This is a genomic window from Bradyrhizobium sacchari (genome assembly GCF_002068095.1).
Lineage (GTDB): Bacteria > Pseudomonadota > Alphaproteobacteria > Rhizobiales > Xanthobacteraceae > Bradyrhizobium > Bradyrhizobium sacchari.
Map to the genome: position 1 here is coordinate 39,847 of NZ_LWIG01000038.1, position 23,576 is coordinate 63,422.

General features: G+C 61.8%; 16 protein-coding genes and 3 pseudogenes. 15 read left to right on the forward strand and 4 right to left on the reverse strand.

The window, feature by feature from the left end:
* Positions 1-95: 95 nt before the first annotated feature.
* The 3 genes from A5906_RS30415 to A5906_RS30425 all read right to left on the reverse strand — a co-directional run bounded on the left by A5906_RS30415 (position 96) and on the right by A5906_RS30425 (position 4,557).
* The gene (locus A5906_RS30415) at positions 96-1,421 is read right to left on the reverse strand and encodes a DUF3422 family protein (protein WP_080138886.1); all 1,326 of its coding nucleotides are present in this window, start codon (positions 1,419-1,421) and stop codon (positions 96-98) included.
* 1,492 nt (positions 1,422-2,913) lie between these two features.
* The gene (locus A5906_RS30420) at positions 2,914-3,369 is read right to left on the reverse strand and encodes a GNAT family N-acetyltransferase (protein WP_080138887.1); all 456 of its coding nucleotides are present in this window, start codon (positions 3,367-3,369) and stop codon (positions 2,914-2,916) included.
* Between the two features lie 561 nt (positions 3,370-3,930).
* Positions 3,931-4,557, reverse strand: a complete 627-nt coding sequence (locus A5906_RS30425) for a hypothetical protein (protein WP_080138888.1) — start codon at positions 4,555-4,557, stop codon at positions 3,931-3,933.
* Positions 4,558-5,334: 777 nt separating this feature from the next.
* Between A5906_RS30425 and folE the strand changes: the two genes are divergently transcribed.
* The 4 genes and pseudogenes from folE (at position 5,335) to A5906_RS41875 (ending at position 8,506) form a co-directional block, all read left to right on the forward strand.
* Positions 5,335-6,003: a GTP cyclohydrolase I gene (gene folE / locus A5906_RS30430; RefSeq protein WP_201723804.1), complete on the forward strand. Its 669-nt coding sequence runs from the start codon at positions 5,335-5,337 to the stop codon at positions 6,001-6,003.
* The gene (locus tag A5906_RS30435) at positions 6,000-6,476 is read left to right on the forward strand and encodes a 6-pyruvoyl trahydropterin synthase family protein (RefSeq protein WP_080138890.1); all 477 of its coding nucleotides are present in this window, start codon (positions 6,000-6,002) and stop codon (positions 6,474-6,476) included. Before folE ends, A5906_RS30435 begins: the two co-directional genes overlap by 4 nt.
* 767 nt (positions 6,477-7,243) lie before the next feature.
* Positions 7,244-7,848 (forward strand): annotated as a pseudogene (locus A5906_RS46475) (IS1634 family transposase); the annotation flags it as partial.
* A 466-nt stretch (positions 7,849-8,314) separates the two neighbouring features.
* Positions 8,315-8,506 (forward strand): hypothetical protein, encoded by a 192-nt coding sequence (locus tag A5906_RS41875; protein ID WP_136615595.1) that lies wholly within the window; start codon positions 8,315-8,317, stop codon positions 8,504-8,506.
* A gap of 24 nt (positions 8,507-8,530) precedes the next feature.
* On the opposite strand, the gene A5906_RS45330 is transcribed toward A5906_RS41875, so the two are convergent.
* The gene (locus A5906_RS45330) at positions 8,531-8,575 is read right to left on the reverse strand and encodes a DUF2235 domain-containing protein (RefSeq protein ID WP_245326984.1); all 45 of its coding nucleotides are present in this window, start codon (positions 8,573-8,575) and stop codon (positions 8,531-8,533) included.
* A gap of 462 nt (positions 8,576-9,037) precedes the next feature.
* Here A5906_RS45330 and A5906_RS30455 point away from each other — a divergent pair, with 462 nt between their 5' ends.
* The 11 genes and pseudogenes from A5906_RS30455 to A5906_RS30515 all read left to right on the forward strand — a co-directional run.
* A complete protein-coding gene (locus tag A5906_RS30455) occupies positions 9,038-9,328 on the forward strand; it encodes a cytochrome (protein WP_080138893.1) in 291 nt (96 codons plus the stop codon).
* A gap of 16 nt (positions 9,329-9,344) precedes the next feature.
* Positions 9,345-10,547, forward strand: coding sequence for a cytochrome P450 (locus A5906_RS30460; protein WP_080138894.1), 1,203 nt, complete (start codon positions 9,345-9,347; stop codon positions 10,545-10,547).
* A gap of 91 nt (positions 10,548-10,638) precedes the next feature.
* Complete coding sequence (locus A5906_RS30465; protein WP_080138907.1) at positions 10,639-11,928, forward strand: cytochrome P450; 1,290 nt, start codon at positions 10,639-10,641, stop codon at positions 11,926-11,928.
* 1 nt (position 11,929) lies between these two features.
* Positions 11,930-12,219: pseudogene (locus tag A5906_RS30470) on the forward strand (ferredoxin).
* Between the two features lie 4 nt (positions 12,220-12,223).
* Positions 12,224-13,069 (forward strand): SDR family oxidoreductase, encoded by an 846-nt coding sequence (locus A5906_RS30475; RefSeq protein ID WP_080138895.1) that lies wholly within the window; start codon positions 12,224-12,226, stop codon positions 13,067-13,069.
* Complete coding sequence (locus tag A5906_RS30480; protein ID WP_080138896.1) at positions 13,069-14,412, forward strand: cytochrome P450; 1,344 nt, start codon at positions 13,069-13,071, stop codon at positions 14,410-14,412. The genes A5906_RS30475 and A5906_RS30480 overlap by 1 nt, the downstream gene beginning before the upstream one ends.
* A gap of 151 nt (positions 14,413-14,563) precedes the next feature.
* Positions 14,564-15,562: a polyprenyl synthetase family protein gene (locus tag A5906_RS30485; protein ID WP_080138908.1), complete on the forward strand. Its 999-nt coding sequence runs from the start codon at positions 14,564-14,566 to the stop codon at positions 15,560-15,562.
* 194 nt (positions 15,563-15,756) lie between these two features.
* The gene (locus A5906_RS30490) at positions 15,757-17,304 is read left to right on the forward strand and encodes a hypothetical protein (RefSeq protein ID WP_080138897.1); all 1,548 of its coding nucleotides are present in this window, start codon (positions 15,757-15,759) and stop codon (positions 17,302-17,304) included.
* Positions 17,301-18,204: pseudogene (locus A5906_RS30495) on the forward strand (terpene synthase family protein). The gene A5906_RS30490 and the pseudogene A5906_RS30495 overlap by 4 nt, the downstream one beginning before the upstream one ends.
* Before the next feature lie 1,546 nt (positions 18,205-19,750).
* On the forward strand, positions 19,751-20,137 hold the full coding sequence (locus tag A5906_RS30500; RefSeq protein ID WP_080138899.1) for an ectoine synthase: 387 nt from the start codon (positions 19,751-19,753) through the stop codon (positions 20,135-20,137).
* A gap of 729 nt (positions 20,138-20,866) precedes the next feature.
* Positions 20,867-23,576 (forward strand): AMP-binding protein (locus tag A5906_RS30515; protein ID WP_161495453.1); only part of this gene is annotated, 2,710 nt, incomplete at its 3' end.

Genomic DNA, 23,576 nt, shown 5'->3' on the forward strand with positions numbered 1-23,576 from the left:
CAGAGGCCTGTTTGCCATAGATCGCGAGCTGCCCGCGCTGCGCCACGATGATGCGAGCTTCGCAGGATGGACGCACTGATTTCCCTCAAGGAGCTTCAGTCGCAAACAACCGAGGTCGCGTCGTCGTGCTTGAGGTGTCGCTTTCGGACATTGTAACTCACCATCCAGATCACGCCGATCGCGATTGGCACGAAGGCTGCGGTCAGGAACGAGGGCTCAACTTGCAGTCCAACATCATGCGCGCCCTTGGCAAGATAGCTAAACAAGCTGACCACATAATATCCTATCGCCCCGACCGACAATCCTTCTACCGTGCACTGCAGCCGAAGTTGCTGTCTCGCGCGCTCGTTGATAGCCTGCAACAAGTCACGATGTTGTCGTTCGATTTCGACGTCGACACGGGTTCGCAACAGATCGGCGGCACGCGCGAGCTTGACCGACAGAGCCGCCTGACGATCCTCTACGGTCGCGCAGGTCCGCATTGCGGGCGCCATGCGGCGCGCCAGAAACGACGACCAGGTTGGATAGCCCGAGACATCGTTGCCTTCAATGATGGACAGTCGCGATTGAACCAGCTCGTTGTAGGCCCTGCTGGCGCCGAAGCGAAACAGGCTGCCGGTCGCGCCTTTTTCGAAGGAGGCGGCCAGCGCCGTCAACTCGGCAAGCAGATGGTTGTTGAACTGCAGCCCCTCACCGCTTTGCATTTTTTCGAGCGCCTCAACAAGACGGCGGTCGATACGATCAACGGAAGGTGCAAGCTCAAGGGCCGCCGACAGGCCAAGCAGCGCCAGTGGACGATAGGTCTCGATCTCCAGGAGCCGTTGCACCAGCGCTCCGAGATCGTGCGACGTCAATCCGAGGTCGCAGACGAGGATTTTCGTAAAGCCTTTTTCGTCTACGCGGAAGTCTGAGGCGGCAACGCCTGCGCCGCTCTTTGTGGCAACCATGGCCAGGCTGTTCTTGTCAAAAACCTGTTCGGCGCGCCTGGTCGGCGAGGCGTCCTGCTCCACTTCTAGCCGGATCGCGACCAGCAACTGTCCGGTTTGACGCAACGCGCGGATCAGCGATCGGACGGTACTATCAACTTTGTCGAATCGGTCTGCGGCAGAACCATTTGTGTTACTCCAGATCCAAGTGAATGTTGTGAATTCCGAATGCTGCTCCCAGCGTAGCGTAGCGGGCCCGATGACAATCTGATGAAGTTTCGCCGATTGCTCGGGCGGCGGAAGATTGCGCTCGAGACAAAAATCGATAAAACGGCAGCGATCGCCTGTGGCCGCCTCACCCTGCGCAAGAAAAGCCAAGTGGATCACGCTGAATGGCGAAACAAGGCGCGTGAAAGGGCGCGCGTGCACTTCGCCGAGCACGGCATCGCGTTGCGGATGTGGCGTGAAGGTTCGCAGATCCAATTCATCGACCATGTATTGACGCCTCTCTTCAGCGTGAGCAAGCAACCGTCATCCGCGCGAGGCGTGGCAAGCAGGAGCGTCTTCCGTTCCCCGAGAGGGGTGCAGACAGGCGACCTCCGGTGCGGCCACCACATTGTCGATTGACAGATCGAGGCCCAAACACGACTCCCATCTTGCTGCCGCCGCCCTGACGTGGAGAGGCGGTGCAGGATTTGGGCCAGCACTGTAGAACGGGCACGCTCGCGTCCTTTGGCGCAATGTGACTTTCGAAAACAGGTGGAGGCTGATTTCGGACATGAAGCGCGCTTGTATTCTGACAGGATGCGTATGTGGCGCAGCCACAGGAAATTGCCTGTTTCGCACGGTGATCGCGCGCCAGGCAGCTGCATGATCGAGACAGCCGAGCTGTGGACGGATTTGTCCATGCAGAGGCCGGCGACTGACCGCGTCCGAACCAGCAGGGCAAGGCTTGGCGATGGGCTGATAACGTCACGTCGCGTGAGGTTGACGTGACCACGCAGCCGGAGCGCACGCCGTCAGCGTCTTTTGGGGTGACATTCAGGGCAGTGCAAGCGTAGCGGTTCGACCGCAGTGAGGCAGATACGTGGCGAATGTCGTGAGCGATCGACCGAATAGCGGCGGATCACAAATGCGGCCGACTCGAGTTGGCGGGCGTATTGCTCGAGTGCGGTCGCGGAGGTTTTGATCCGTCGTAGCCACGCGGCCGAGATCCGGTCTCCGTTGAATTCGCTCGCCGGTCTTTGCGGGACGCGAGGATCGCCACGTTCTCGTTGATGACAACTCTGTTTCGGATCGAGCGCACGAACGGCCTCTTCGATGGATGGATCAGGTCGAAGGCCGGCTAAGAAGCCTCGACCGCCTATGGCAACAGCGGCCTCGCAACTTTCATCCCCCGCCGGCTGCGCCGTCATCCCTCGCGAAACAAGGTCCGGCCTCGGAAACAAAGAGATCAAGGAGAACTACCATGGCGATTGGCTGGCATCGCCATGTCTCACTCGTCATGCTGGCCTTCGCTATCTGGACGTCGCTCAAAAAAACGCGACCGCGGCCTCGACCGAAGCATCGTTCTTGATCCGCTTGTCGACCAAGGAAATCCGCCGCATCCCATGAAGGCTGCCCAGCGGCGCATCTCGCACGCCTAAGTTCTCGCATGGTAGTCGTTGCGCAGGGCTCATCGGGCCAACGCGCAAAGCCCAGCTCAGGCAAAAGTTGCAACTGTAATGCCAGTTACCCGACGGAACACACCAGAGACAGTGTCCTCGTTCTCACAGGCAAATATAGCAGTGCCATTAGCCCATTACAAAAATATAAACATAGGTCTAGAACGCGCAGACAATTACTCGTTCCGGTCAATGCCCTAACGAAGAACATTGGGTTCCAAGCTAGCGCCGATTCGCTTCCCGAGGCGGGAGTCGTTTGGATGATTGATCCGCTCAGCTTCTTGGTCATTCCGGGACGACTATTCTAAGTTGACCCCACCGGCTCATATCATGCGGCAAAGCCTGGGGCCGACTTCCTCGAAGCCGTTGCGCAGATAGAAGTCGAGGGTGCGCTTCCATTTCGGCTGCCACGGGGCTCCGACCTCCAGCCGCTTCCATCCTCGCTCGCGTCCTTCGGACAGAGCGACCGCGATCAGATGAGGCGCAATGCCCTGCGATCTCATGTCGGGACGAACATAGAGCTCCGAAATTTCTCCGAACTTGCCGCCCGCGTAGATCGCAGTGCATTCGTTTAGAACCATGACGCCAACCGGCTCATTGTCTCCGCAGGCGATCACCGCGACGACGCTGACATCCACAAGAACTGTCGCCGCGCTTTGCGTGACGATTTCGATCCCCGGGGCCATCCGGCCCAAGAGCTCGACTTGGAGAGCATGAACGAAGCGGGCTACGGTTCCGGCATCTGTGACTTCAGCGCGGCGTGTGGATATGACCGGCATCTTTCTTTCCTGTCTGCTCCGTATCGGAATTGAAACACTCTGCGCCACGAGCGTCGTCGTGACATTAGTGATCCGCTAGACCGAGACAAGGCTAGCTAAGGTTCCCGAACATCTCGAACCAGAGCCGATTGGAGCACTTTCCAATCAGCTGATCTCTGCTGAGGGTCTTGGTTGTATGAAAACGCCTGATGACCCGCGATATCAGCTGTCAATCAGCGTCCACAACTGAATTTCGATGCATTCGTTGGCTTTCACGTCGCATTTCATCACGAAGCTAAAGCTCGCCTCTCCAAGATAGGACCATGATCATCGCGAACTTCGTTGTCGAACGGTCCTTCGAGCGGCCGCTGACCTTGAGTCGACAATCCGATCAGATGATCACGTATTCCAGGCCAAAAGCCGATGGATGTCGGTACATAGAAGGAAACCGTTCAGACGTGTATGCACTTACCGCATTTTGACGCTCGGGAACCGAGCTCAATCTCTCTCTGATCGCAGTCTATAGATATTTGCCATCTCCTTCCTCGGTGCTGAACCCTTTACCAGCCACGTGTTTGGAGACTAGCTCTCAGGAATGGTAGCCATGAATCCCTCAGCCAGAAGGACCGCTAGGATTCGACAGCCAATGACAGGATCCTCTCGGTCCTCGAGCGATCGGCTCTCGAGACGATAAATCCCTATTCGCATTTCACCGTTGCCAACCACTGCTCGACTAAGGCAACCAACGTCGCCAGCGCGGCGGCCGCCATCGCCGCGGACCTGATAATCATCTCTCCGCCGGGTCTCGCGCTCGCCGCAAAGGCGCCTCGCGAGGTAGCCGCCCAGCGTGATCACCAGAAGCGCCAGCTCCTCGAGGTCGCTTCCATGACCATTGATAAAAAGCGACACGCCAACCGTCACCATAAAGGCGACGAACAGCCCATCGCACAGGTTGAACGAGCCAACAACGTGTCCCTCACCCAGCGCGACCAGGAGCGTCACAGGACAGGCCAGCAACAAGCCGGTCACCACGGATCCGGCACCGAATATACCATGCGTCAGCACAGCAAGCGAGTCGCCGAGATTAGAATGCCCAGTAAGCCCGCTCGAACAAATGAAATCTGCAAATCCCCCCCATTTGCAGTACGCCTTGCCCGCGCGCTCTGCGCGAAAATCACTCCTTAGCTCCGCGGCAAAGTCGATTTGCACCGGAATCGCCTCGCTTGGTGCGCTCTTGCTACAAAAAAGGCCCGCGCACAGGTTCGCAGCACGCGTCGGAGCTTTGCCGTCAGGCCATTACGCCGCGCCGATCAAGCGTTGCTCGACCGTGTGGGAATTTTCGACGATGATCTCGGCTTGCCGGTCGGGTCGCTTTGACACCGACATCCTCGGCGGTATGTACCGCGTCAACAAAGAAGCGGTCCGGCCACGACCTTCTCGATTTGGCGAGAGCAGCTGCTGGCGTGCTGCAACGCCTGTATAGATCTCTTGTTCTCGCGTGAGGCGACAAAAACCTTGATGCGTTCGGGTATCCCGTTCTTCGGTTCTTCGCGCCGATCGCCGGGTCGGTTAACTGTCCGATGACTTCGGGGCGGGCAAGATTTGGCTGCTTTTTCTGGCGCTTCAATTGTGTCCGCTTGTCGGCGTGTATGTCTAAATCCCGACACGAAGGCGCAAATGATCGGCGGGCGCGGCACAGTGCATTGATTTTCTCTTCCTCAAGCAAGTCTCGCACAGATACTTTTGCGGCATGCTGATTGCAATGCGACGATCAAGGGCCTTTTCGACAATCGTGGTCTCTCGGTCAATGGCGCAGGAGAGATGAAAGTTCTCGATCGTATGCAAATTGATACCAAACACTGCCCCTGGTAAAGCACTTCCCCAATCGAAGCTTGGCTTATCGCGGGTCCCCCATCGTTTTCACGACCACCGCGGATCATGTCGTTCACGCAAACTAAAAGCGAAGCTCCCGACACAGGAGTTTTGATGAGCTCAACGCAAGCAATTCGTGAGCGCCTGCGCGACGCCGGCGCGTCGTTTGCGGCAAACGACAATATCGCAGAATACCTGCAGCCTGGTGACATTGAGGTGATCCAAGCCGAGGTCGAGCAGCACGTGCAGGCTGTGCTTGAAGCCCTGGTTATCGACACCAGCCGCGACCACAACACCAAAGCGACCGCGAAGCGCATTGCCAGGATGTACGTGCGCGAGGTTTTTGCCGGGCGCTTTGAGCGCGGGCCCGAGGTTGCGGACTTCCCGAACGCGAGCGGCCTGGACGAACTCTACACGTTGGGTCCAATTACCGTGCGCTCGACGTGCTCGCATCACCTCGCACCCATGACTGGCCGCATATGGGTTGGCGTGGTGCCCGGCGAAAAAGTGATCGGTATCAGCAAATTTGTGCGCCTCGCCAACTGGATCATGTCGCGCCCGCACATCCAGGAGGAGGCCGCTGTTATGCTGGCGGACGAACTGGAACGCCGTATCCTGCCGAAGGGATTGGCCGTTATCGTTAGGGCGCAGCACCAATGCATGGTCTGGCGTGGTGTTCGCGAGACTGACACCATCATGATAACCAGCATCATGCGCGGCGCTTTCCGCGACGACAGGACATTGCGCAGCGAATTTATGGCACTGATCAAGGACCAACCGTGACGTACCTATCGACGAAGACATACGGTCATGAAATCGGACTATCTACTACATTTCGCCAGTGGCGCGCGCTATCACACTGTCGTCTGCTGCACGGTTACTCGTTGTCATTTCGCTTCGAGTTCGAGGCCGACTCCCTAGACGACAAGAATTGGGTCGTCGATTTTGGCGGCCTCAAAGAGCTGAAAGCGATCCTTGAAGACACGTTTGACCATAAGACGGTCGTAGCTGCGGACGATCCGGAGCTTGAATGGTTCCACGAAGCGGCGCGACGCGGCGTGGCGGATATCGTTGTGCTACCTGCTGTCGGCTGCGAAAAGTTTGCCGAGCACGTCTACGGCATCGCGAGCAAGTGGCTGCTGACAGAGCGACTTGCTCCGCGTTGCCGGCTTGCATCTGTCGAAGTCAAAGAGCACGGTGCGAACAGCGCGATCTATCGGGGAACGAGCCGTGCTGCCGGTCAACGAGATCTTTGAAAGTATCCAGGGCGAAGGCTGCAAGAGCGGCACGCCGTCCGTGTTCCTGCGGCTACAGGCCTGCCCCAGTTGGTTGGCCCTGGTGCGACAGCAAGCACACCTGGGTCGCAGATCCAGCACGCCAAGTGTCGATAGCCGAGATCACGGACAAGTTTCGCCAACACCTGGCCTATGATGTTGCCGGAGGAAATACTGCTCGCCGTGCAGGAGTGTTGGGGCTCGGCATGTCGTGATCACAGGTGGCGAACCCGCAGCGTACGACCTTCAGCCATTGACGGCGCTACTTCTCAAGTCTGGCTTCTCGGTGCAGGTGGAGACATCGGGCATCCATGCCATTCAGGTGCACCCCTGCACGTGGGTGACCATCAGCCCGAAAGTTGGCATGCCCGGCGGGCTCGTTATTTAGGATGAAGCACTGCTGCGTGGCAACGAGATCAAACGTTTCGTGGCAAGCCTGCTGACATCGAGAAGCTCCTGGCCCTCAACATCCCGCGCGAGTTAATGCCGATGATATAGCCGCAGCCCTTGAGCCAAAGCCCGAAGGCGACGAAGCTTTGCATTCAGGAGACGACTGCGCGACTGGCGTGTCAGCATTCAGACGCATAAGTTTCTCGGCGTGCGGTAAGAAACCCGTGCGCGTTAAACCGAAGCTTTCATTTAGCGTTACTTGAAGAGCGAATCGCGCCAAGGGGTTAGCCGCGATTGGCCATCCCGTTCGTATCCGTCTAAGGGGATTCCCAAGTCGATCGGTGTGATTCGATGCGTCAATGTTCATTGACCTCGTGCCAAACCGAGAGTCTCCGCCCGCGGTCTTGCTGCGGGAGGTCTATCGCGACGAGCGGGGGCGGCCGCAGAAGCGAACATTTGCTAATCTAAGCAAGTTGCCTTGGGAGGTGATCGAGGCGCTGAAGACGCTGCTCAAAGGTGGGACGTTGCTGCGTGGGGAGCCAAGGGAGCTATCAATCGGGCGGTCTTTGCCGCACGGTCATGTCGCGGCGGTCTTGGGGATGATCCGCAAGATTCGCTCGACCAGCTGATCCAGAGCACGTCGAAGGATGCCGAAGCGCGCCGCTGTTGCGATCTTATCGTGGCGATGATCGTCGACCGGCTGATCGCGCCGCACTCGAAGCTGGGCTTTGTGCGTGCGGTGGATCAGGAGAGGGCGGCGACGAGCCTGGGCGATGTGTTAGGTCTTGGCCATGTCAAGGACCGCGAGGCCTACGAGGCGCTGGATTGGCTCCTTGCGCGCCAGGCCCGGATAGAGAACGGCTTGGCCAAGCGGCATCTCAAGAACGGCATGCTGGTGCTTTATGACGTGACCTCGTCCTATTTCGAGGGCCGCCAAGATCCGCTGGCGCAGTATGGCCATAACGAGGGCTTCGCACTGATCTGAGAACTGACCCGGCCGGCTCCGCCTCAGATTGATCACGCCGGCGAGCGCTTCGCGCTATCCTAATCATGGGACGGGCGGGGCGTTGCCGAGGGCGCGCTGACTTTCGATGCGACCGGTTCGGCGCTGATCTCTTCCGCGATGGCGCGGATTTGTGTCAAATCGCTTTGGCTGTAGCCGTGCAAAGGTTCATCAGCTTGTCGACGTCGAGCATCCCAAGGATAGGAGGGGTATGTATTGCCTGCAGATAGACCGCGGACCGCCGCTTCGGCCAAGCCATCACACAGAGGGCTTGAGCTATGCAGTTGTAGCTCCAATCATTCTGATGCAGCCTCGTCGAAATGACGGATCATCTGATCGATCGGGATACCACGTTTGACATGCCAGTAGCGCATGAATTTCGAAACGGCGGAACAACGCGACATCATGCTCGGCCGCGGTGGTCTCAATGATGCGAAGCATCACTTGCGCGGCGGCCGTCGGCGGCGCTCTTCGCGCAAGCGGAGATGCCATCCCGGAAACAGCTGGGGGCGAGATGATCGCTTTGCCGCCCAGCGACTTGGAGCTGGAAGTGGAAGGCCAAACCGGAGCGGCCTACCGCGAGAAGAATCCCGAGCGGCTGGCGCAGCGCAACGGCTAGCGCGAGGAGAGGCGGGCTTCGTTTTCAGTAGCTACCGCCGACATCGGAGTGGTTTCCGGCGAACCACACTTGCTGCAGCCAATCCGAATGCTTGAACGATTGCGCAAGGGCTGCCCCACAAACTAAGCACGAGAGTAGGCCTTTGTCGGGTACTTGCTGCGCCGCTTGTCGACATTAAGACTCAATGCCAGAAACCTGACACTACGCGTCGCTACGAAGTGTCTGCTGAGCCTGCAAATTCACTTCGGCACGCGATTTGCTCCGTTCACGGCATCGTCGTCAATCGCACTGCGATGGTCTTCGGGACGGACCGCCGCGTTCGCGTCTGGTCCCCTCCGACGGTTTGCTGTGGAAGTGACTTGGCGCTCGGTGTTGACCGAGAAAATGTAGGCAAGTGTTGGATGCGATCTAGAGTGCTTCTTTTGGGAGCCACAACAATTGCGCCCGTCGCGAGCGGTGCAACCAAAACGGCGAACCTTGAGCCAGGATTGAAACTGCCACCGGCGGTATGGGACTGGTCCGGAGGCTATATTGGCGGACAGGTACGGTCGAACCTCCTTCACCGGTCAGTCGACCTATGGCGATGCCGACAGGTTCGATGTCACCCGGCACAACCCGAACCTGTCGATTGGCCAAGGGCGGCATTTCTGCTTGGGCGCTGCGCTGGCGCTCCTGCAATTGCGATGCGCCTTCCCCGCGCTGTCCGTGCGGCTGGAGGATCTAGCGCTGACCATCGCCACGGAGGACGTCGTCTACATGCCGTCTTACGTCATTCGCTGCCCGCAGCGCGCGCTGGTCACCTTCCGCCCTTCCATCGCTTAGAGAGTGAAGTGCCACCATGTCCGAGCAACCCTTGCCGATGCTGCCGATGTGGCGCGTCGATCACATCGAGCCCTCGCCCGAGATGTTGGTGCTACGCGCCAACGGTCCGATCCACCGCGTGCGCTTCCCGTCCGGGCACGAAGGTTGGTGGGTGACAGGCTACGACGAGGCCAAGGCGGTGCTGTCTGACGCGGCGTTCCGGCCCGCGGGAATGCCGCCGGCGGCATTCACCCCCGATTCGGTGATTCTGGGTTCGCCGGGCTGGCTGGTCTCGCACGAGGGTTGCGAGCATGCCCGGTTACGCACGATCGTGGCGCCGGCCTTCGGCAACCACAGGGTGAAGCCGCTCGCCCGGCAGGTCGAGGCGATCGCCGCGCAGTTGTTCAAGACGTTGGCGGCCCAGCCCCAGCCCGCCGACCTGCGGCGCCATCTCTCATTTCCCCTTCCGGCCAGGGTCATCAGCGTGCTGATGGGCGTGCTCTACGAGGATCACGCCTTTTTCGCCGGGCTGTCCGACGAGGTGATGACGCACCAGCATGAAAGCGGCCCGCGCACCGCGTCGCGCCTGGCTTGGGAAGAACTGCGCGCCTACATTCGCGGCAAGATGCGGGGCAAGCGCCAGGATCCGGGCGACAACCTGCTAACGGATCTGCTCGCGGCGGTTGACCAGGGCAAGGCGACCGAGGAAGAGGCGATCGGCCTTGCGGCGGGCATGCTGGTGGCGGGCCACGAGAGCACCGTCGCGCAGATCGAATTCGGCCTGCTGGCCTTGTTCCGCCATCCGCAACAGCGCGAACGCCTGGTCGGCGATCCATCCCTGGTGGACAAGGCGGTGGAGGAAATCCTGCGTATGTACCCGCCGGGCGCGGGCTGGGACGGCATCATGCGCTATCCGAGGACCGACGTGACCATCGCGGGCGTGCATATTCCCCCGGAAAGCAAGGTGCTGGTCGGCCTGCCGGCGACGTCGTTCGATACGCGCCATTTCGTCGACCCGGAAATCTTCGACATCGGACGCGACGAAGAGGCGCACCTGGCGTTCTCTTCCGGGTCGCACTCCTGCATCGGCGCGGCGCTGGCCAGGCTGGAACTCAAGGTGGTGTTCGGTTCGATCTTCCAGCGCTTTCCCGCGCTGCGCCTGGCCGTCTCGCCCGAAGAATTGAAGTTGCGCAAGGAGATCATCACCGGTGGGTTCGAGGAGTTGCCGGTGCTCTGGTGAGGCGCGGACGCCGCCGGGGGATCGCGATCTTCTCCGCAACTGCCAGCGCGCCTGGCGCACGCCCGTCAGATCAGCCAACCAACAGGTAACCATCGACGTGCAAGAAACCACGGCAGCATGCCGGGACGCCTTCGCCGAACTGGCGTCGCCAACCTGCATCCACGACCCGTACCCGTTCATGAGGTGGTTGCGCGAGCACGATCCGGTGCATCGCGCGGCGTCGGGCCTCTTTCTGTTGAGCCGCCACGCCGATATCTCCTGGGCGTTCAAGGCCACGGGCGATGCGTTTCGGGGACCGGCGCCGGGCGAACTGGCGCGCTATTTCCCGCGTGCGGCGCGAAGCTTGTCGCTCAATCTGCTGGCGTCCACGCTGGCCATGAAGGACCCACCGACGCATACGCGTCTGCGCCGGCTCATCTCGCGCGATTTCACCATGCGCCAGATCGACAACCTGCGGCCGAGCATCGCGCGCATTGTCGCTGCGCGACTGGACGACATGGCGCCCGCGCTGGAGCGCGGGGAGGCGGTGGACCTGCATCGGGAATTCGCGCTGACCTTGCCCATGCTGGTCTTCGCCGAACTTTTTGGCATGCCCCAGGACGACATTTTCGGGCTCGCCGCCGGCATCGGCGGCATTCTGGAAGGCCTGAGCCCGCACGCCAGCGATTCCCAGCTCGCCGCGGCGGACGCGGCCAGTGCCAAAGTGAAGGCCTACTTCAGCTGCCTCATACAGCGCAAGCGCACCGATCCCCGCCACGACATTGTGTCGATGCTGGTCGGCGCACATGACGATGATGCCGACACGCTGTCGGATACCGAGTTGATCAGCATGTTGTGGGGCATGCTGCTGGGCGGCTTCGCTACCACTGCTGCGACCATCGACCATGCGGTCCTGGCGATGCTGGCGTATCCCCAACAGCGGCACTGGCTGCAGGGAGACGCTGTGGTGGTGAAGGCATTCGTCGAAGAAGTCCTGCGCTACGACGCGCCCGCGATGTTCAGCTCCATTCCGCGTATCGCCCAGCGCGACATCGAACTGGGCGGCACGGTGATCCCGAAGAACGCAGACGTGCGCGTGCTGATCGCGTCCGGCAATCGCGATCCGGACGCCTTCGCCGATCCCGATCGCTTCGATCCCGCGCGGTTCTACGGCACCAGTCCAGGCATGTCGACGGACGGGAAGATCATGCTGAGCTTCGGCCATGGCATTCACTTCTGCCTCGGTGCGCAACTGGCCCGGGTGCAGTTGGCCGAGAGCCTGCCGCGGATCCAGGACCGCTTCCCCACGCTGGCATTGGCCGAGCAGCCGCCCCGGGAGCCCTCGGCGTTCCTGCGGACGTTCCGCGCGCTGCCGGTGCGGCTGCATACCCAGGGGAGCTGAGATGCGCGTCATGGTCGACCAGGATCTGTGCGGAACCAGCGGGCAGTGCGTGCTGACGCTGCCGGGTACCTTTCGCCAGCGCGAGCTGGACGGCGTGGCCGAAGTGTGCGTGGCGACGGTCCCGCAGGCGCTGCACGCCGCCGTGAGGCTCGCGGCGAGCCAGTGCCCAGTCGCCGCCATTCGGGTCATCGAAAGCGACGCTGCGATGGCGAGCGCGCCAGCGCCGACCCTGCGCCTTCTCCAGCGGACGCCGAGCGGCATGCCGCGAAAGACCAACACAATCTAGGATGACACGATGGGACGGTTTGAAGGCAAAGTGGCCGTGGTGACCGGCGCCGGCGCCGGCATCGGCAAGGCATGCGCCCTGGTCATCGCCCGCGAGGGCGGCAGAGTGGTGGTGGCCGACATTGATGGCTCGGCGGCTATCGCCTGCACCGCGCAGATCGCGGCCGAAGCGGGCCACGCGCTAACCCTGGCGATCGACATCGCCGATGCGCAGGCGGTGGTAGCGCTGTTCGAGACGGCGGAGCGGCACTTCGGTGGGGTCGACCTGCTGGTGAACAACGCGAGCGCGATGCATCTCACTCCGCGCGACCGCGCGATCCTCGAGCTGGACCTGGCGGTCTGGGATCAGACCATGGCCACCAATCTGCGTGGCACGCTGCTCTGCTGCCGGCAGGCCATCCCACGGATGATGGCCCGCGGCGGTGGCGCGATCGTCAACATGTCGTCGTGCCAGGGGCTCAGCGGGGACACCGCGCTGACATCCTGCGCCGCATCGAAGGCCGCGATGAACATGCTGTCGGCCTCGCTCGCCACCCAGTACGGTCATGCGCAGATCCGCTGCAATGCGGTTGCGCCCGGTCTCATCATGACCGAGCGTCTCCTCGCCAAGCTAGACGCGCGCATGCAAACCCATCTGCGCCGGCACCAGCTCCTGCCGCGCGTCGGCCGCCCCGACGACGTGGCCGCGCTGGTGGCGTTCCTGCTCTCCGACGATGCTGCATTCATCACCGGCCAGGTCGTGTGCATCGACGGAGGCATGCTGGCGCATGTGCCGACATACGCCGACGGTGGCAACAGCCGCGCCGCGCGGCCTGCCGGCAAGGCCGCCGAAGCGGACGCGGCGCCGCGCTGCTGATGGACATGCTGCTCAACCCGCTGAACCGTCGGCATCGGCTGCGGCACGACATCCCGGTCCTGCCCGGCGCTTTTCCCTTGGTCGGGCATCTTCCCGCCGTCGTCTGCGACCTGCCGCGCCTGCTGCGGCGCGCGGAACGGACGTTGGGCAGCCACTTCTGGCTGGATTTCGGCCCTGCCGGACACCTGATGACCAGTCTTGATCCGGATGCTCTCGCACTGCTCCGGCACAAGGACGTGTCCTCGGCGCTGATCGAAGACATCGCGCCCGAATTGTTCGGCGGAACGCTGGTCGCCCAGGACGGCATCGCGCACCGGCAGGCGCGCGATGCGATCCAGGCGGCGCTTCTGCCCAAGGGGCTGACCGAGGCCGGCATCGGCGAGCTGTTCGCGCCCGTCATCCGGACGCGCGTGCAGAGGTGGCGCGACCGGGGCGACGTCACCATCCTGCGCGAAACCGGCGATCTGATGCTCAAGCTCATCTTCAGTCTCATGGGAATCCCCGCACAGGACCTGCCGGGATGGCATCGCAAGTACCGGCAACTGCTGCAGTTGATCGTCGCGCCTCCGGTCGACCTGCCCGGACTGCCCTTGCGGCGCGGCCGCGCCGCCCGCGACTGGATCGATGCGCGGTTGCGCGAGTTCGTCCGCGCCGCTCGCGAACATGCCTCGCGCACCGGGTTGATCAACGACATGGTGAGCGCCTTCGATCGCAGCGACGATGCGCTTTCCGACGACGTCCTGGTCGCCAATATCCGCTTGCTGCTGCTTGGTGGTCATGACACCACCGCCTCGACGATGGCCTGGATGGTGATCGAGCTAGCGCGGCAGCCTGGGCTGTGGGAAACCCTGGTTGAGGAGGCGCAACGCGTAGGCGCGGTGCCGACCCGGCACGCGGACCTGGCGCAGTGTCCGGTCGCCGAGGCGCTGTTCCGCGAGACGCTGCGCCTGCATCCGGCGACGCCGCTCCTAGTGCGTCGCGCAGTGCGTGAATTGCGACTCGGCCAACTGCGCATTCCTACGGGTACCGATCTGTGCATCCCGCTGCTGCATTTCTCGACCTCGGCGCTGCTGCACGAGGCGCCTGATCAGTTTCGGCTGGCGCGGTGGCTGCAACGCACCCAGCCGATCCGGCCGGTGGACATGCTGCAGTTCGGTACAGGCCCACACGTCTGCATGGGCTACCACCTGGCATGGCTGGAACTGGTGCAGTTCTGTATCGCCTTGGCGCTGACCATGCACGAGGCTGGGGTGCGGCCGCGGTTGCTGAGCGGCGTCGAAAAAGGCCGGCGCTATTACCCGACCGCACATCCGTCCATGACTGTCCGCATCGGATTCTCATGAGCTGGCATCGCATGCCCCGCGTGGTGAGGCAGCGGCGCCAGCGACGCGCGGCATTGCTGCACTCGGCGCGCGCGCTCGGTGCGAGGCCGGCTACACCGCGGCTCGCCGCTCGCCGGGGCGGTCTCCTGGCAGGTACAAGGACATGAACAACATGCAGACCGGTTCCACGCCACACGAAGACGGAGCTGGCGTTTCCGCGAACGGCGGATTGGACGCACAGGCGCGCGGCGCATCGGGCAGGCTGCTGCCCGAGATCTGGATGCAGGACGGCGCAAAGCGGGTCGAACAGGCGCTGGCGCGTCTTCTCTGCGCCGAAGACGACGGTGAGACCGAGCTGATGGCGGCGATGCGCTACGCCACCTTGCATGGCGGCAAGCGCACCCGCGCCTTGCTCTGTTTGGCTGCCGGCGCACTGGCGGACACGCCGGCGCACATCCTCGACGACGTCGGTGCCGCCATCGAGATGATGCACGCCTGTACGTTGGTCCACGACGATCTGCCCGCGATGGACGACGACGTGCTTCGCCGCGGCCTTCCGACCGTGCACGTCAAGTTCGGCGAAGCCACCGCGATCCTGGTCGGTGATGCGCTGCAGGCGCACGCCTTCCTGACCCTGGCGAGCCTGGATGCGCCGGGCGACAACCGTATCGCGCTCGTGCGCGAACTGGCGCAGGCGGTGTCCGCCGAGGGTGCCGCGGGCGGGCAGGCCATGGATCTGTCGCTGGTTGGAAAGCACGTCGAGCTGGACAGGATCCTGGTGATGCACCGGATGAAGTGCGGAGCGCTCGTGCGCGCATCCGTTCGCATGGGCGCGCTATGCGCCATCGCGGAGGATGCCGCGCACGCTGCGCTGTATTGTGCGCTCGATCGCTACAGCGCCTGTTTCGGCCTGGCGTTGCAGGTGATCGACGACATTCTCGACGCGACAGCGGATGCCGCGACGCTGGGCAAGACCCCCGGCAAGGACGCGGCGGCCCGGAAGCCGACCTGCGCGTCCATCATGGGGCTGCAGGCAGCGCGCCAGTTCGTGCTGGATCTGTTGCGCGACGCCGGGGAGGCCGTCGCCCCGTTGGGACCGGGTGGGGAACGGTTGGCGCAGATCCTGCAACGGGCCAACGCGTATCTGTTCAAGCACGCGCCATGCGCATAAGAGCGCCCGTCCGCATGGAGTCGCCCCTGTGCCGCTGCGATCGGGCGGCGGTAGCGGTGCATGCTGCACTGTGTCCGAGTCCGCGGCGCCGATCGCAGCGATTGCCCAGCACGGCCGCGACGGGCCTGCGGCGACGTACGCGGCGTCCGCCCGATCCTGGTTCCCGTCAACCGACTGCAGAAGGAACATCCCGCGTGAACGCGCTGGCTGAACAGATCCTTTCCGAATTGCGCCACCTGCTGAGCGAGATGCGCGATGGCGGCAGCGTCGGTCCATCCGTCTACGACACGGCGCGAGCTCTGCAGTTCCACGGCAACGTTGCCGGGCGGCAGGACGCATACGCGTGGCTCATCGCGCAGCAACAGGCCGATGGCGGATGGGGAAGTGCGGACTTCCCCCTGTTCCGTCATGTGCCGACATGGGCGGCGTTGCTGGCATTGCAGCGTGTCGACGCTCTTCCCGGCGCTGCCGACGCTGTCCAGGCTGCAACGCGGTTCCTCCAGCGTCAGCCCGATCCCTATGCGCATGCGGTGCCGGACGACGCGCCGATCGGCGCGGAGCTGATCCTGCCGCGGTTTTGCGACGAGGCCGCATTCTTGCCTGGCGGCGTGGCGTTTCCGCGCCACCCGGCGCTGTTGCCGTTGCGGCAAGCGCGGGTCAAGTTGGCGGCCGTGGCAACGTTGCCGAGCGGCCATCCGTTGCTGCACTCCTGGGAAGCCTGGGGGACGTCGCCGACCACCGCATGGCCAGATGATGACGGCAGCATCGGCATCAGTCCGGCGTCCACCGCCGCGTGGCGTGCGCAGGCCGTGAAACAGGGGAGCACGCCGCAAGTCGGGCGCGCCGACGCGTATCTGCAGGCGGCAGCGCGAGCGACGCGCAGCGGCATCGAAGGTGTCGTTCCCAACGTCTGGCCGATCAATGTGTTCGAGCCATGCTGGTCGCTGTACACCTTGCATCTAGCCGGTCTGTTCGCGCATCCCGCGCTCGCCGGGGCGGTGCGCGTGATCGTCGCGCAGCTCGACGCCCGCCTGGGCGTGCGAGGTCTGGGCCCGGCCGTGCACTTTGCGGCAGATGCGGACGACACCGCCGTTGCGTTGTGTGTCCTGCGCCTTGCAGGCCGGGCCCGGGCGGTCGATGCGTTGCGCCATTTCGAAATCGGCGAGCTGTTCGTCACCTTCCCCGGCGAGCGCAATGCTTCGGTGTCGACCAACATCCATGCCCTGCATGCGCTGCGACTGTTGGGAAAGCCCGCCGCCGGCACCAGCGCCTACGTCGAGGACAATCGCAACCCGCACGGTCTCTGGGACAACGAAAAATGGCACGTTTCGTGGCTGTATCCCACCGCGCATGCGGTCGCAGCGCTGGCGCAAGGCAAGCCCCGGTGGCGCGACGAGCGCGCGCTGGCGGCGCTGCTGCAGGCGCAGCGCGACGACGGCGGCTGGGGCGCCGGTCGCGCGTCCACATTCGAGGAAACTGCCTATGCGCTGTTCGCGTTGCACGTGATGGACGGGAGCGAAGAGCCGACAGGGCGGCGGCGCATTGCGCAGGCGGTGGCGCGTGCGCTGGAGTGGATGCTCGCCCGCCATGCGGCGCACGCATTGCCGCAGACTCCGCTGTGGATCGGCAAGGAACTGTATTGCCCCACCCGGGTCGTGCGCGTGGCCGAACTCGCAGGGTTGTGGCTGGCGCTTTTTTGGGGGCGGCGCGTCCTGGCCGAGGGAGCAGGAGCGGCACCATGATTCAGACCGAACGCGCGCTGCAGCAGGTGCTGGAGTGGGGTCGTTCCCTGACCGGGTTCGCCGATGAGCACGCCGTGGAAGCGGTCAGGGGCGGCCAGTACATCCTGCAGCGCATCCACCCGAGCCTGCACGACATCAGCGCCCGCACCGGCCGCGATCCGCAGGACGAAACACTGACCGTGGCGTTCTATCGCGAACTGGCGCTGCTGTTCTGGCTTGACGATTGCAACGACCTTGGTCTGATCGCGCCGGAGCAGCTCGCCGCGGTGGAGCAGGCACTGGGGCAGGGCGTGCCGTGCGCGCTCCCAGGATTCGAGGGCTGCGCTGTGCTGCGCGCTTCGCTGGCCGCGCTCGCCTACGATCGTCGCGACTATGCTCAGCTTCTCGACGATACCCGGTGCTACTGCGCGGCGCTGCGCGCCGGACACGCGCAGGCGGCAGGGGCGGGACGCTGGTCTTACGCCGAGTACCTGCACAACGGCATCGATTCGATCGCCTACACGAACGTGTTCTGTTGCCTGTCGTTGCTCTGGGGACTGGACATGGCGACCATGCGCGCGCGTCCTGCGTTTCGCCAGGTCCTACGGCTCATCTCCGCGATAGGGCGCCTGCAGAACGATCTGCATGGACGCGACAGGGACAGGTCGGCCGTCGGGGCCGACAACGCGGCGATCCTGCTGCTGCAGCGCTATCCGACTATGTCTGTGGTGGAGTTCCTCAACGACGAGCTGGCCGGCCATACGCGCATGCTGGATCGGGTGATAGCGAAAGAACGCTTTCCCGCGCCCTGGGGACCGTTGATCGAGGCCATGGCGGCCATCCGCGCGCAGTACTACCAGACCTCAACCAGCCGCTACCGCAGCGACGCTGCGGGAGGAGGCTAGACGTGCGCCGGCCTGAATGCGCGGGGGGCGGCGGCGTGCGCGCGCTGCCGTCGGTCCGATCCGACGCAATCGTCGCCCGATGCGATGGATGCCCTCGTTGTCCACCGTGTCATACGCAGTGGTAGAGAGTCCTTGGTAAGCGGATAGTCGGTCAATGGATTGCCGATGAAAAGGGTTGCCATCGCTCATCGCGAAATCCCAGAGATGCGGCTTCGGCAGCAGCAGAACTACGCCTAGGTTCTTGTGCGCGCCCTGGTCGGATGCCCGCAATACGCGTTGACGATAGATCTTCATATATTCGTCCAAAGTCGGCGTCAGCAGGCGCAACGCCTGCCGCATCCAGGCCGCTGATTGAGCTTCCGGCAGCTGGAGCCAAGTTCAAGATTTGGCGCTTGCTCAGAAAACCGCCTCTGTGCGAGACAAGGGTCCCTGTACACGCAATAAGAGGACCGGCGCTGTGACAGCCCCTTGACCGCGAAGTTCGAGACGGACGGCACAACATGCAGGTTCGTGTCTACTTTGACGCCGGCCAGATTGTTTATGTCGCTGTTGAACCAATTTACTGCCGTGCTTTCGTTGCGCGTCGAGCAATCGCCCGGCTATGTCGGAATAGGTAATTGAAGGCTGGATTGCTCTTGAGGACGCCCGTGGACTGATTGACCAGATCATGCGGAGCAACGCGCTTCAGTTCTTTTGGGGAAGGCATCTCCGAGTCGACGGGTCACTTTACTCATTGAAGCACTGACCGCGACCCGAGATCCCTCGCTCCCGGATAATCGCGTCGAACCGCTTGGAAGCCTGGCAGGCTCTGGTGCCGAATTCCTCGGGGAACATCGCTGCAGGTACGTTGCCGGCGGCCAGAATACGGTCCTTCAGCGTGGCAGTCGCGAGTGGCCGGTTTTCAGTATTGAGGCGTCCAACAATCGGTGATGCCGCGAGATGCGGCTTCGCGCTCGGGCAGCCGTGCGGTGGGCTCGAACTTGCTATCAATGCATTGCATCACGAGTGATGCGCTCCTGGCGATGAAGCAAGTCGATTATCAGCTCGACAGGAAGGGCGTTAGCGTTGCGGCAATGAATCTTCATAATGCCTACCAATCGGGGATTGACAAGCCGCACTGTCCGACCGGTCGTGGTTGGCGGGCTTGCTCGCATTCGGCCAAATCTCTTGGTAGTTTGTCAGATTTGCTACACTGCCCATCCTTCCACTCGTTAGCCAGCTAAAACACCGACAAGTTCATCCTTTATCTGTCTGCCACCGCGGCACGGGATTTGCTCTGGTAGCTGACAGGCAACGAGTCCACATTCGTTGCCGCGAGCCACGACCGGAAACAGTTCATGTGGCCCAGCAAAATCACCAACAGCGTTTTGGGCTACGTCGATGTAAGCGGCGGTGTCGCGCAAAAGTGGAGCATCAATAGTTTACGCGCCCGGCTGCGCAATATTCAGATGATCATATCGCCTTTTCGCTGGGGAGCGCGCGGAAGCCGCGCTCGCAGGTCGGAACAACGGCCTCCAGCTTTCGCAATCACCACCTAAACCAGCATCGGGAAATCGAACTCTATGATTGTGCGTAGTCTGCACGACGTTGAAGCGACCGATCACTTCGTCGATTGGGGCAATGGGACTAGCCACCGCCTTCTGACGGTTAAGGACGGCATGGGTTTTAGCATCTGCCACACCGTAGTGCGCGCTAAGACCGTTTCGCTTCTGCAATACCGGAATCATCTCGAAGCTTGCTACTGCATCGCTGGAGAGGGCGAGGTCGAGGACATGGACGGCAATGTCTTTCCCATTCGCAAGGGCGACATGTATGTGCTTGACAAGCATGACAAGCATTTCCTGCGCGGGGGACGGGACGAGGACATGATCCTCGTTAGCATCTTTAACCCGCCCCTCACCGGGACCGAGCGCCACAAACTCGACGACCCGGCAGGCTCCACATATTGAGCGATGCGAAGACACGCCAACTCATTTTAGCTGCCGCTAATTGCGAGAAACATTCACTCGAGCGATCCGGCACCGCCTCCTACCGCACGGCGTCGACCTCAGAAATTAGGAGGGGGAGGCGAATGCGGTTCGGCTGAGCTGACAAGTCACTTTGCATTCCAAGTCGAGTTTTTGGAATTCCGGGCGAGAGTCCGAAGACTTATACCGATCGATAGCCCGCTCAAGTGTACGATGTCCGGCGGCGCTGTGGGATAGCTGACATAGCACGGGCAATGCTATCACATTGATTGCAGTCGATTTCACTTTGGCACGATACGTGCGTAATCCTCTGAAAGAGGCATAGAGGAGAAGTCGTGAGATGAGAACGCTCATCAGAAACTCAGGCGCGGTTGAGTGGGAGCTGCGGTGCTGGCGGCGACATATGTGGTGATGCGGGAGCTTGGCACGAGATTGAGAGGTCTGGGCAGACCAATGCAGGCCAGCTTAAGCCCCGAACAGATCCGAACATCTGAACGATTTGCGTAGTGCGGCGCCTCGATGAGAATGGGCCAGCATCACAAGAGAACTGCTGAACGGTGAAGAGAGATGGTCCATCGGTCTTCTCTGGGGCGCGCGATCGCCTGCGAACCACGCGATCGGGATAGACCGCCTGTCACGCGATCAACCTTCTCCAGTGTGTTTGTTGGCAGCGGCACGCCCGCTATTCGCTGCGCTCAGCTGGCCATGGCAATGGACCACGTCATTGGTGCAGCACTGTGTGGCGACTCAATATTTGCTCAGTGGGCGGCCGGTGCCAACATTCGGTGCGTGGAAAGTGTTGAAGAGCTCTCCTCCTTTTTGAAGGCTGAGCCGGTGGATTGGATCTTCTCAATTAGTAATCCATTCGTACTGCCACCGGACGTGTTTAGGCGGGTGCGTCGAGGTGCTTTCAACTACGACGACGGTCAATTGCCACGATTTGCGGGAACGCACGCGACGTCCTGGGCACTACCAGCGTCAAAGGCCGAATATGCCATCACGTGGCAGCGGGTCGATAATGGTGCTGATGTGGGTGGCGTCGTGATTCGGCGCCAAGTGTTGGTTGCGCCCACTGATACGGCGCTGACCCTCAACCTCAAATGTCATGATGCCGCGATCGATGGCTTCCGCGAACTCTTAGCTGGCCTTAACAGTGGGAAGCTTGCGGCGTCTCCGCAGGCGCTGGTGGACAGAAGCTATGTTCGCAGTCAACGACGGCCAAATTCGGCAGGCTGTTTGCGATGGGATCAATCTGCGCAAGAGATCTCCGCGATGACACGGGCCCAAGACTTCGAGCCATACGTTTCCAATCCAATGTGTCTGCCGAAGGTTCTCCTAGGCGATCGGGCTGCCGCAGTCAGACACCTGGAGGTATTGACTCGAAGCTCGGGCCTTCCGGCAGGTTCCCTGCTTGAAGTCCGCTGCAATCATTGGCGTGTAGCGACGGGTACAGAAGATGTCGACGTTTGCTTTGGCGAACCCGAGGGGCCTCTGCTGGACGCGCGAGCCCTCGCCAGGGATTTCAATGTGGATCAAGGTAGCCGCCTTCCGATCTTGAGCGATGAGGAGGTGCAGAGCATAAGCGCCGCACATGAACTGCTGGCGCCTCTGGAGCAGTTTTGGCGACAGAGGCTTGGGCAGTTTAGAAGATTAGATCCTCCTTTCCTGTCATCGTTCGTGGCTGCGGCGCCTCCCCGATGGCAGTCGAGTTCGTGGTCCAGCCTAAGCACTTTGGCTGAACTATCCCCGCAAGATCGCTCGAAGTACTTGGTCACGGCTTGCCTGATCTATCTCGCTCGGATCACGGGAGAAACGGAACTCCAATTGGGATGGAAGCCTGCATCGAATGGATTGCAAACTGGCTCCAAACTCGCCGGCGCGTTGATCTCCTCCGTCGTGCCGATGGACGTTTCCATTGAGCTTTCTCATGATTTTGAAGAAGTGCGCAAAACCGTAGCAGCCGAAATCGCTCAGCTGAGCACGCACGCTAGCTTTGCCCGGGATCTTGTCACGCGCTGCCCGACATTGCGAGGCGTGGAAGCGCTACGGTCGCGCCAGCCCTGGCCGATTGGCATTGCAACGGGGACAGAGAACTGTTCCGTGGCTGACGATCTGACGACGAGCCACAAAGCCGGCCAAGCCCTATGCGGCGATTTGCTAACCTTTGAGGTTTGCGCTCTCGATGGGAACTTCCGCTGGCATTTTGATGCCGCTCGATTAGCGTCGAAGCAGATCGACCGCATGACGCAGCATTTGCAAACTTTGTTACGCGGCGTGATGGCCGATGCGGGGCAGCCTGTCGGCCGAATAGACATTCTGGCCGCCGACGAACGCACGTATCTACTTGAGGATTTGAATCAGACGGCGGCGCTTTATTCGTTTGAGCGATGTATCCATGAGCTGTTTGAGACGCAGGTGCAAAAGGCACCGGAAGCGGTGGCGGTGGTCTATGAGAAGGAGAGTCTGAGCTATGGCGAGCTGAATGCGCGGGCCAACCGGCTGGCGCATCATTTGATCGAGCTCGGGGTCAAGCCGGACCAGCCGGTGGCGATATGCCTGGAACGCAGCCTGGCGATGGTGGTTGGTGTCTTGGCGATCCTGAAGGCGGGCGGCGCCTATCTGCCGCTGGATCCGGCTTATCCATCAGCGCGCCTGCGGCAGATTGTTGGCGATGCAGAACCAAAGCTGCTGCTTTGCGATGTCGCCGGTCGAACCGCGCTGGGCGCCGAGGCCGTGGCTGATATGACGGTGGTCGATCTGGCGACCGCGACGACGGCTTGGGACGAGCGGCCGCCTTCAAACCCGGACCCCGGCACGCTTGGCCTCACATCGCGCCATCTCGCCTATGTCATCTATACCTCCGGCTCAACCGGAATCCCAAAGGGCGTGGAAATGTCCCACGGCGCGCTTGTGAATTCGCTGGCGGGGATTGGCACGTCAAAACTGCGCACACTTCAATTCGCGACCCTGAACTTCGATGTGTCCTGCCAGGAATTGTTCAGCTGCTGGAAGGACGGCGGAGCGCTTGTGCTCCTGCGTGAAGAGACCCGGAGGCGCTTCTCCGACCTGCTGGAATTTGTAGAGCGGGAGGCGATCGAGCGGCTTTTCCTCCCATTCGTAGCATTGAATCATTTTGCGGAAGTCTGGAGCGCGCAGCGCCTGCCGCTGCCTTCTTTAAGAGAGCTTTATACAGCCGGCGAGCGATTGCAGGCCACTCCAGTGCTTAAGGTGTTCTTCGAAGCACACCCCAACGCCAGATTGATCAATCAATATGGTTCTACGGAAATCAGCGTCATTGCCGAGCACCACCTTTCAGCTGATCCCTCATATTGGCCCCAATTGCCTCACATCGGGCGCCCCATTGCCAACACGCGGGTGTACTTGCTGGATGGCCATGGCGCGCCCGTGCCGTTCGGTGCGG

Excerpts from the sequence above, each read along its gene's own strand:
- A5906_RS30415 (WP_080138886.1), bottom strand. The coding sequence starts at position 1,421 with ATGGTCGATGAATTGGATCTGCGAACCTTCACGCCACATCCGCAACGC.
- A5906_RS30420 (WP_080138887.1), bottom strand. The coding sequence starts at position 3,369 with ATGCCGGTCATATCCACACGCCGCGCTGAAGTCACAGATGCCGGAACC.
- folE (WP_201723804.1), top strand. The coding sequence starts at position 5,335 with ATGAGCTCAACGCAAGCAATTCGTGAGCGCCTGCGCGACGCCGGCGCG.
- A5906_RS41875 (WP_136615595.1), top strand. The coding sequence starts at position 8,315 with ATGATGCGAAGCATCACTTGCGCGGCGGCCGTCGGCGGCGCTCTTCGC.
- A5906_RS30460 (WP_080138894.1), top strand. The coding sequence starts at position 9,345 with ATGTCCGAGCAACCCTTGCCGATGCTGCCGATGTGGCGCGTCGATCAC.
- A5906_RS30475 (WP_080138895.1), top strand. The coding sequence starts at position 12,224 with ATGGGACGGTTTGAAGGCAAAGTGGCCGTGGTGACCGGCGCCGGCGCC.
- A5906_RS30480 (WP_080138896.1), top strand. The coding sequence starts at position 13,069 with ATGGACATGCTGCTCAACCCGCTGAACCGTCGGCATCGGCTGCGGCAC.
- A5906_RS30485 (WP_080138908.1), top strand. The coding sequence starts at position 14,564 with ATGCAGACCGGTTCCACGCCACACGAAGACGGAGCTGGCGTTTCCGCG.
- A5906_RS30500 (WP_080138899.1), top strand. The coding sequence starts at position 19,751 with ATGATTGTGCGTAGTCTGCACGACGTTGAAGCGACCGATCACTTCGTC.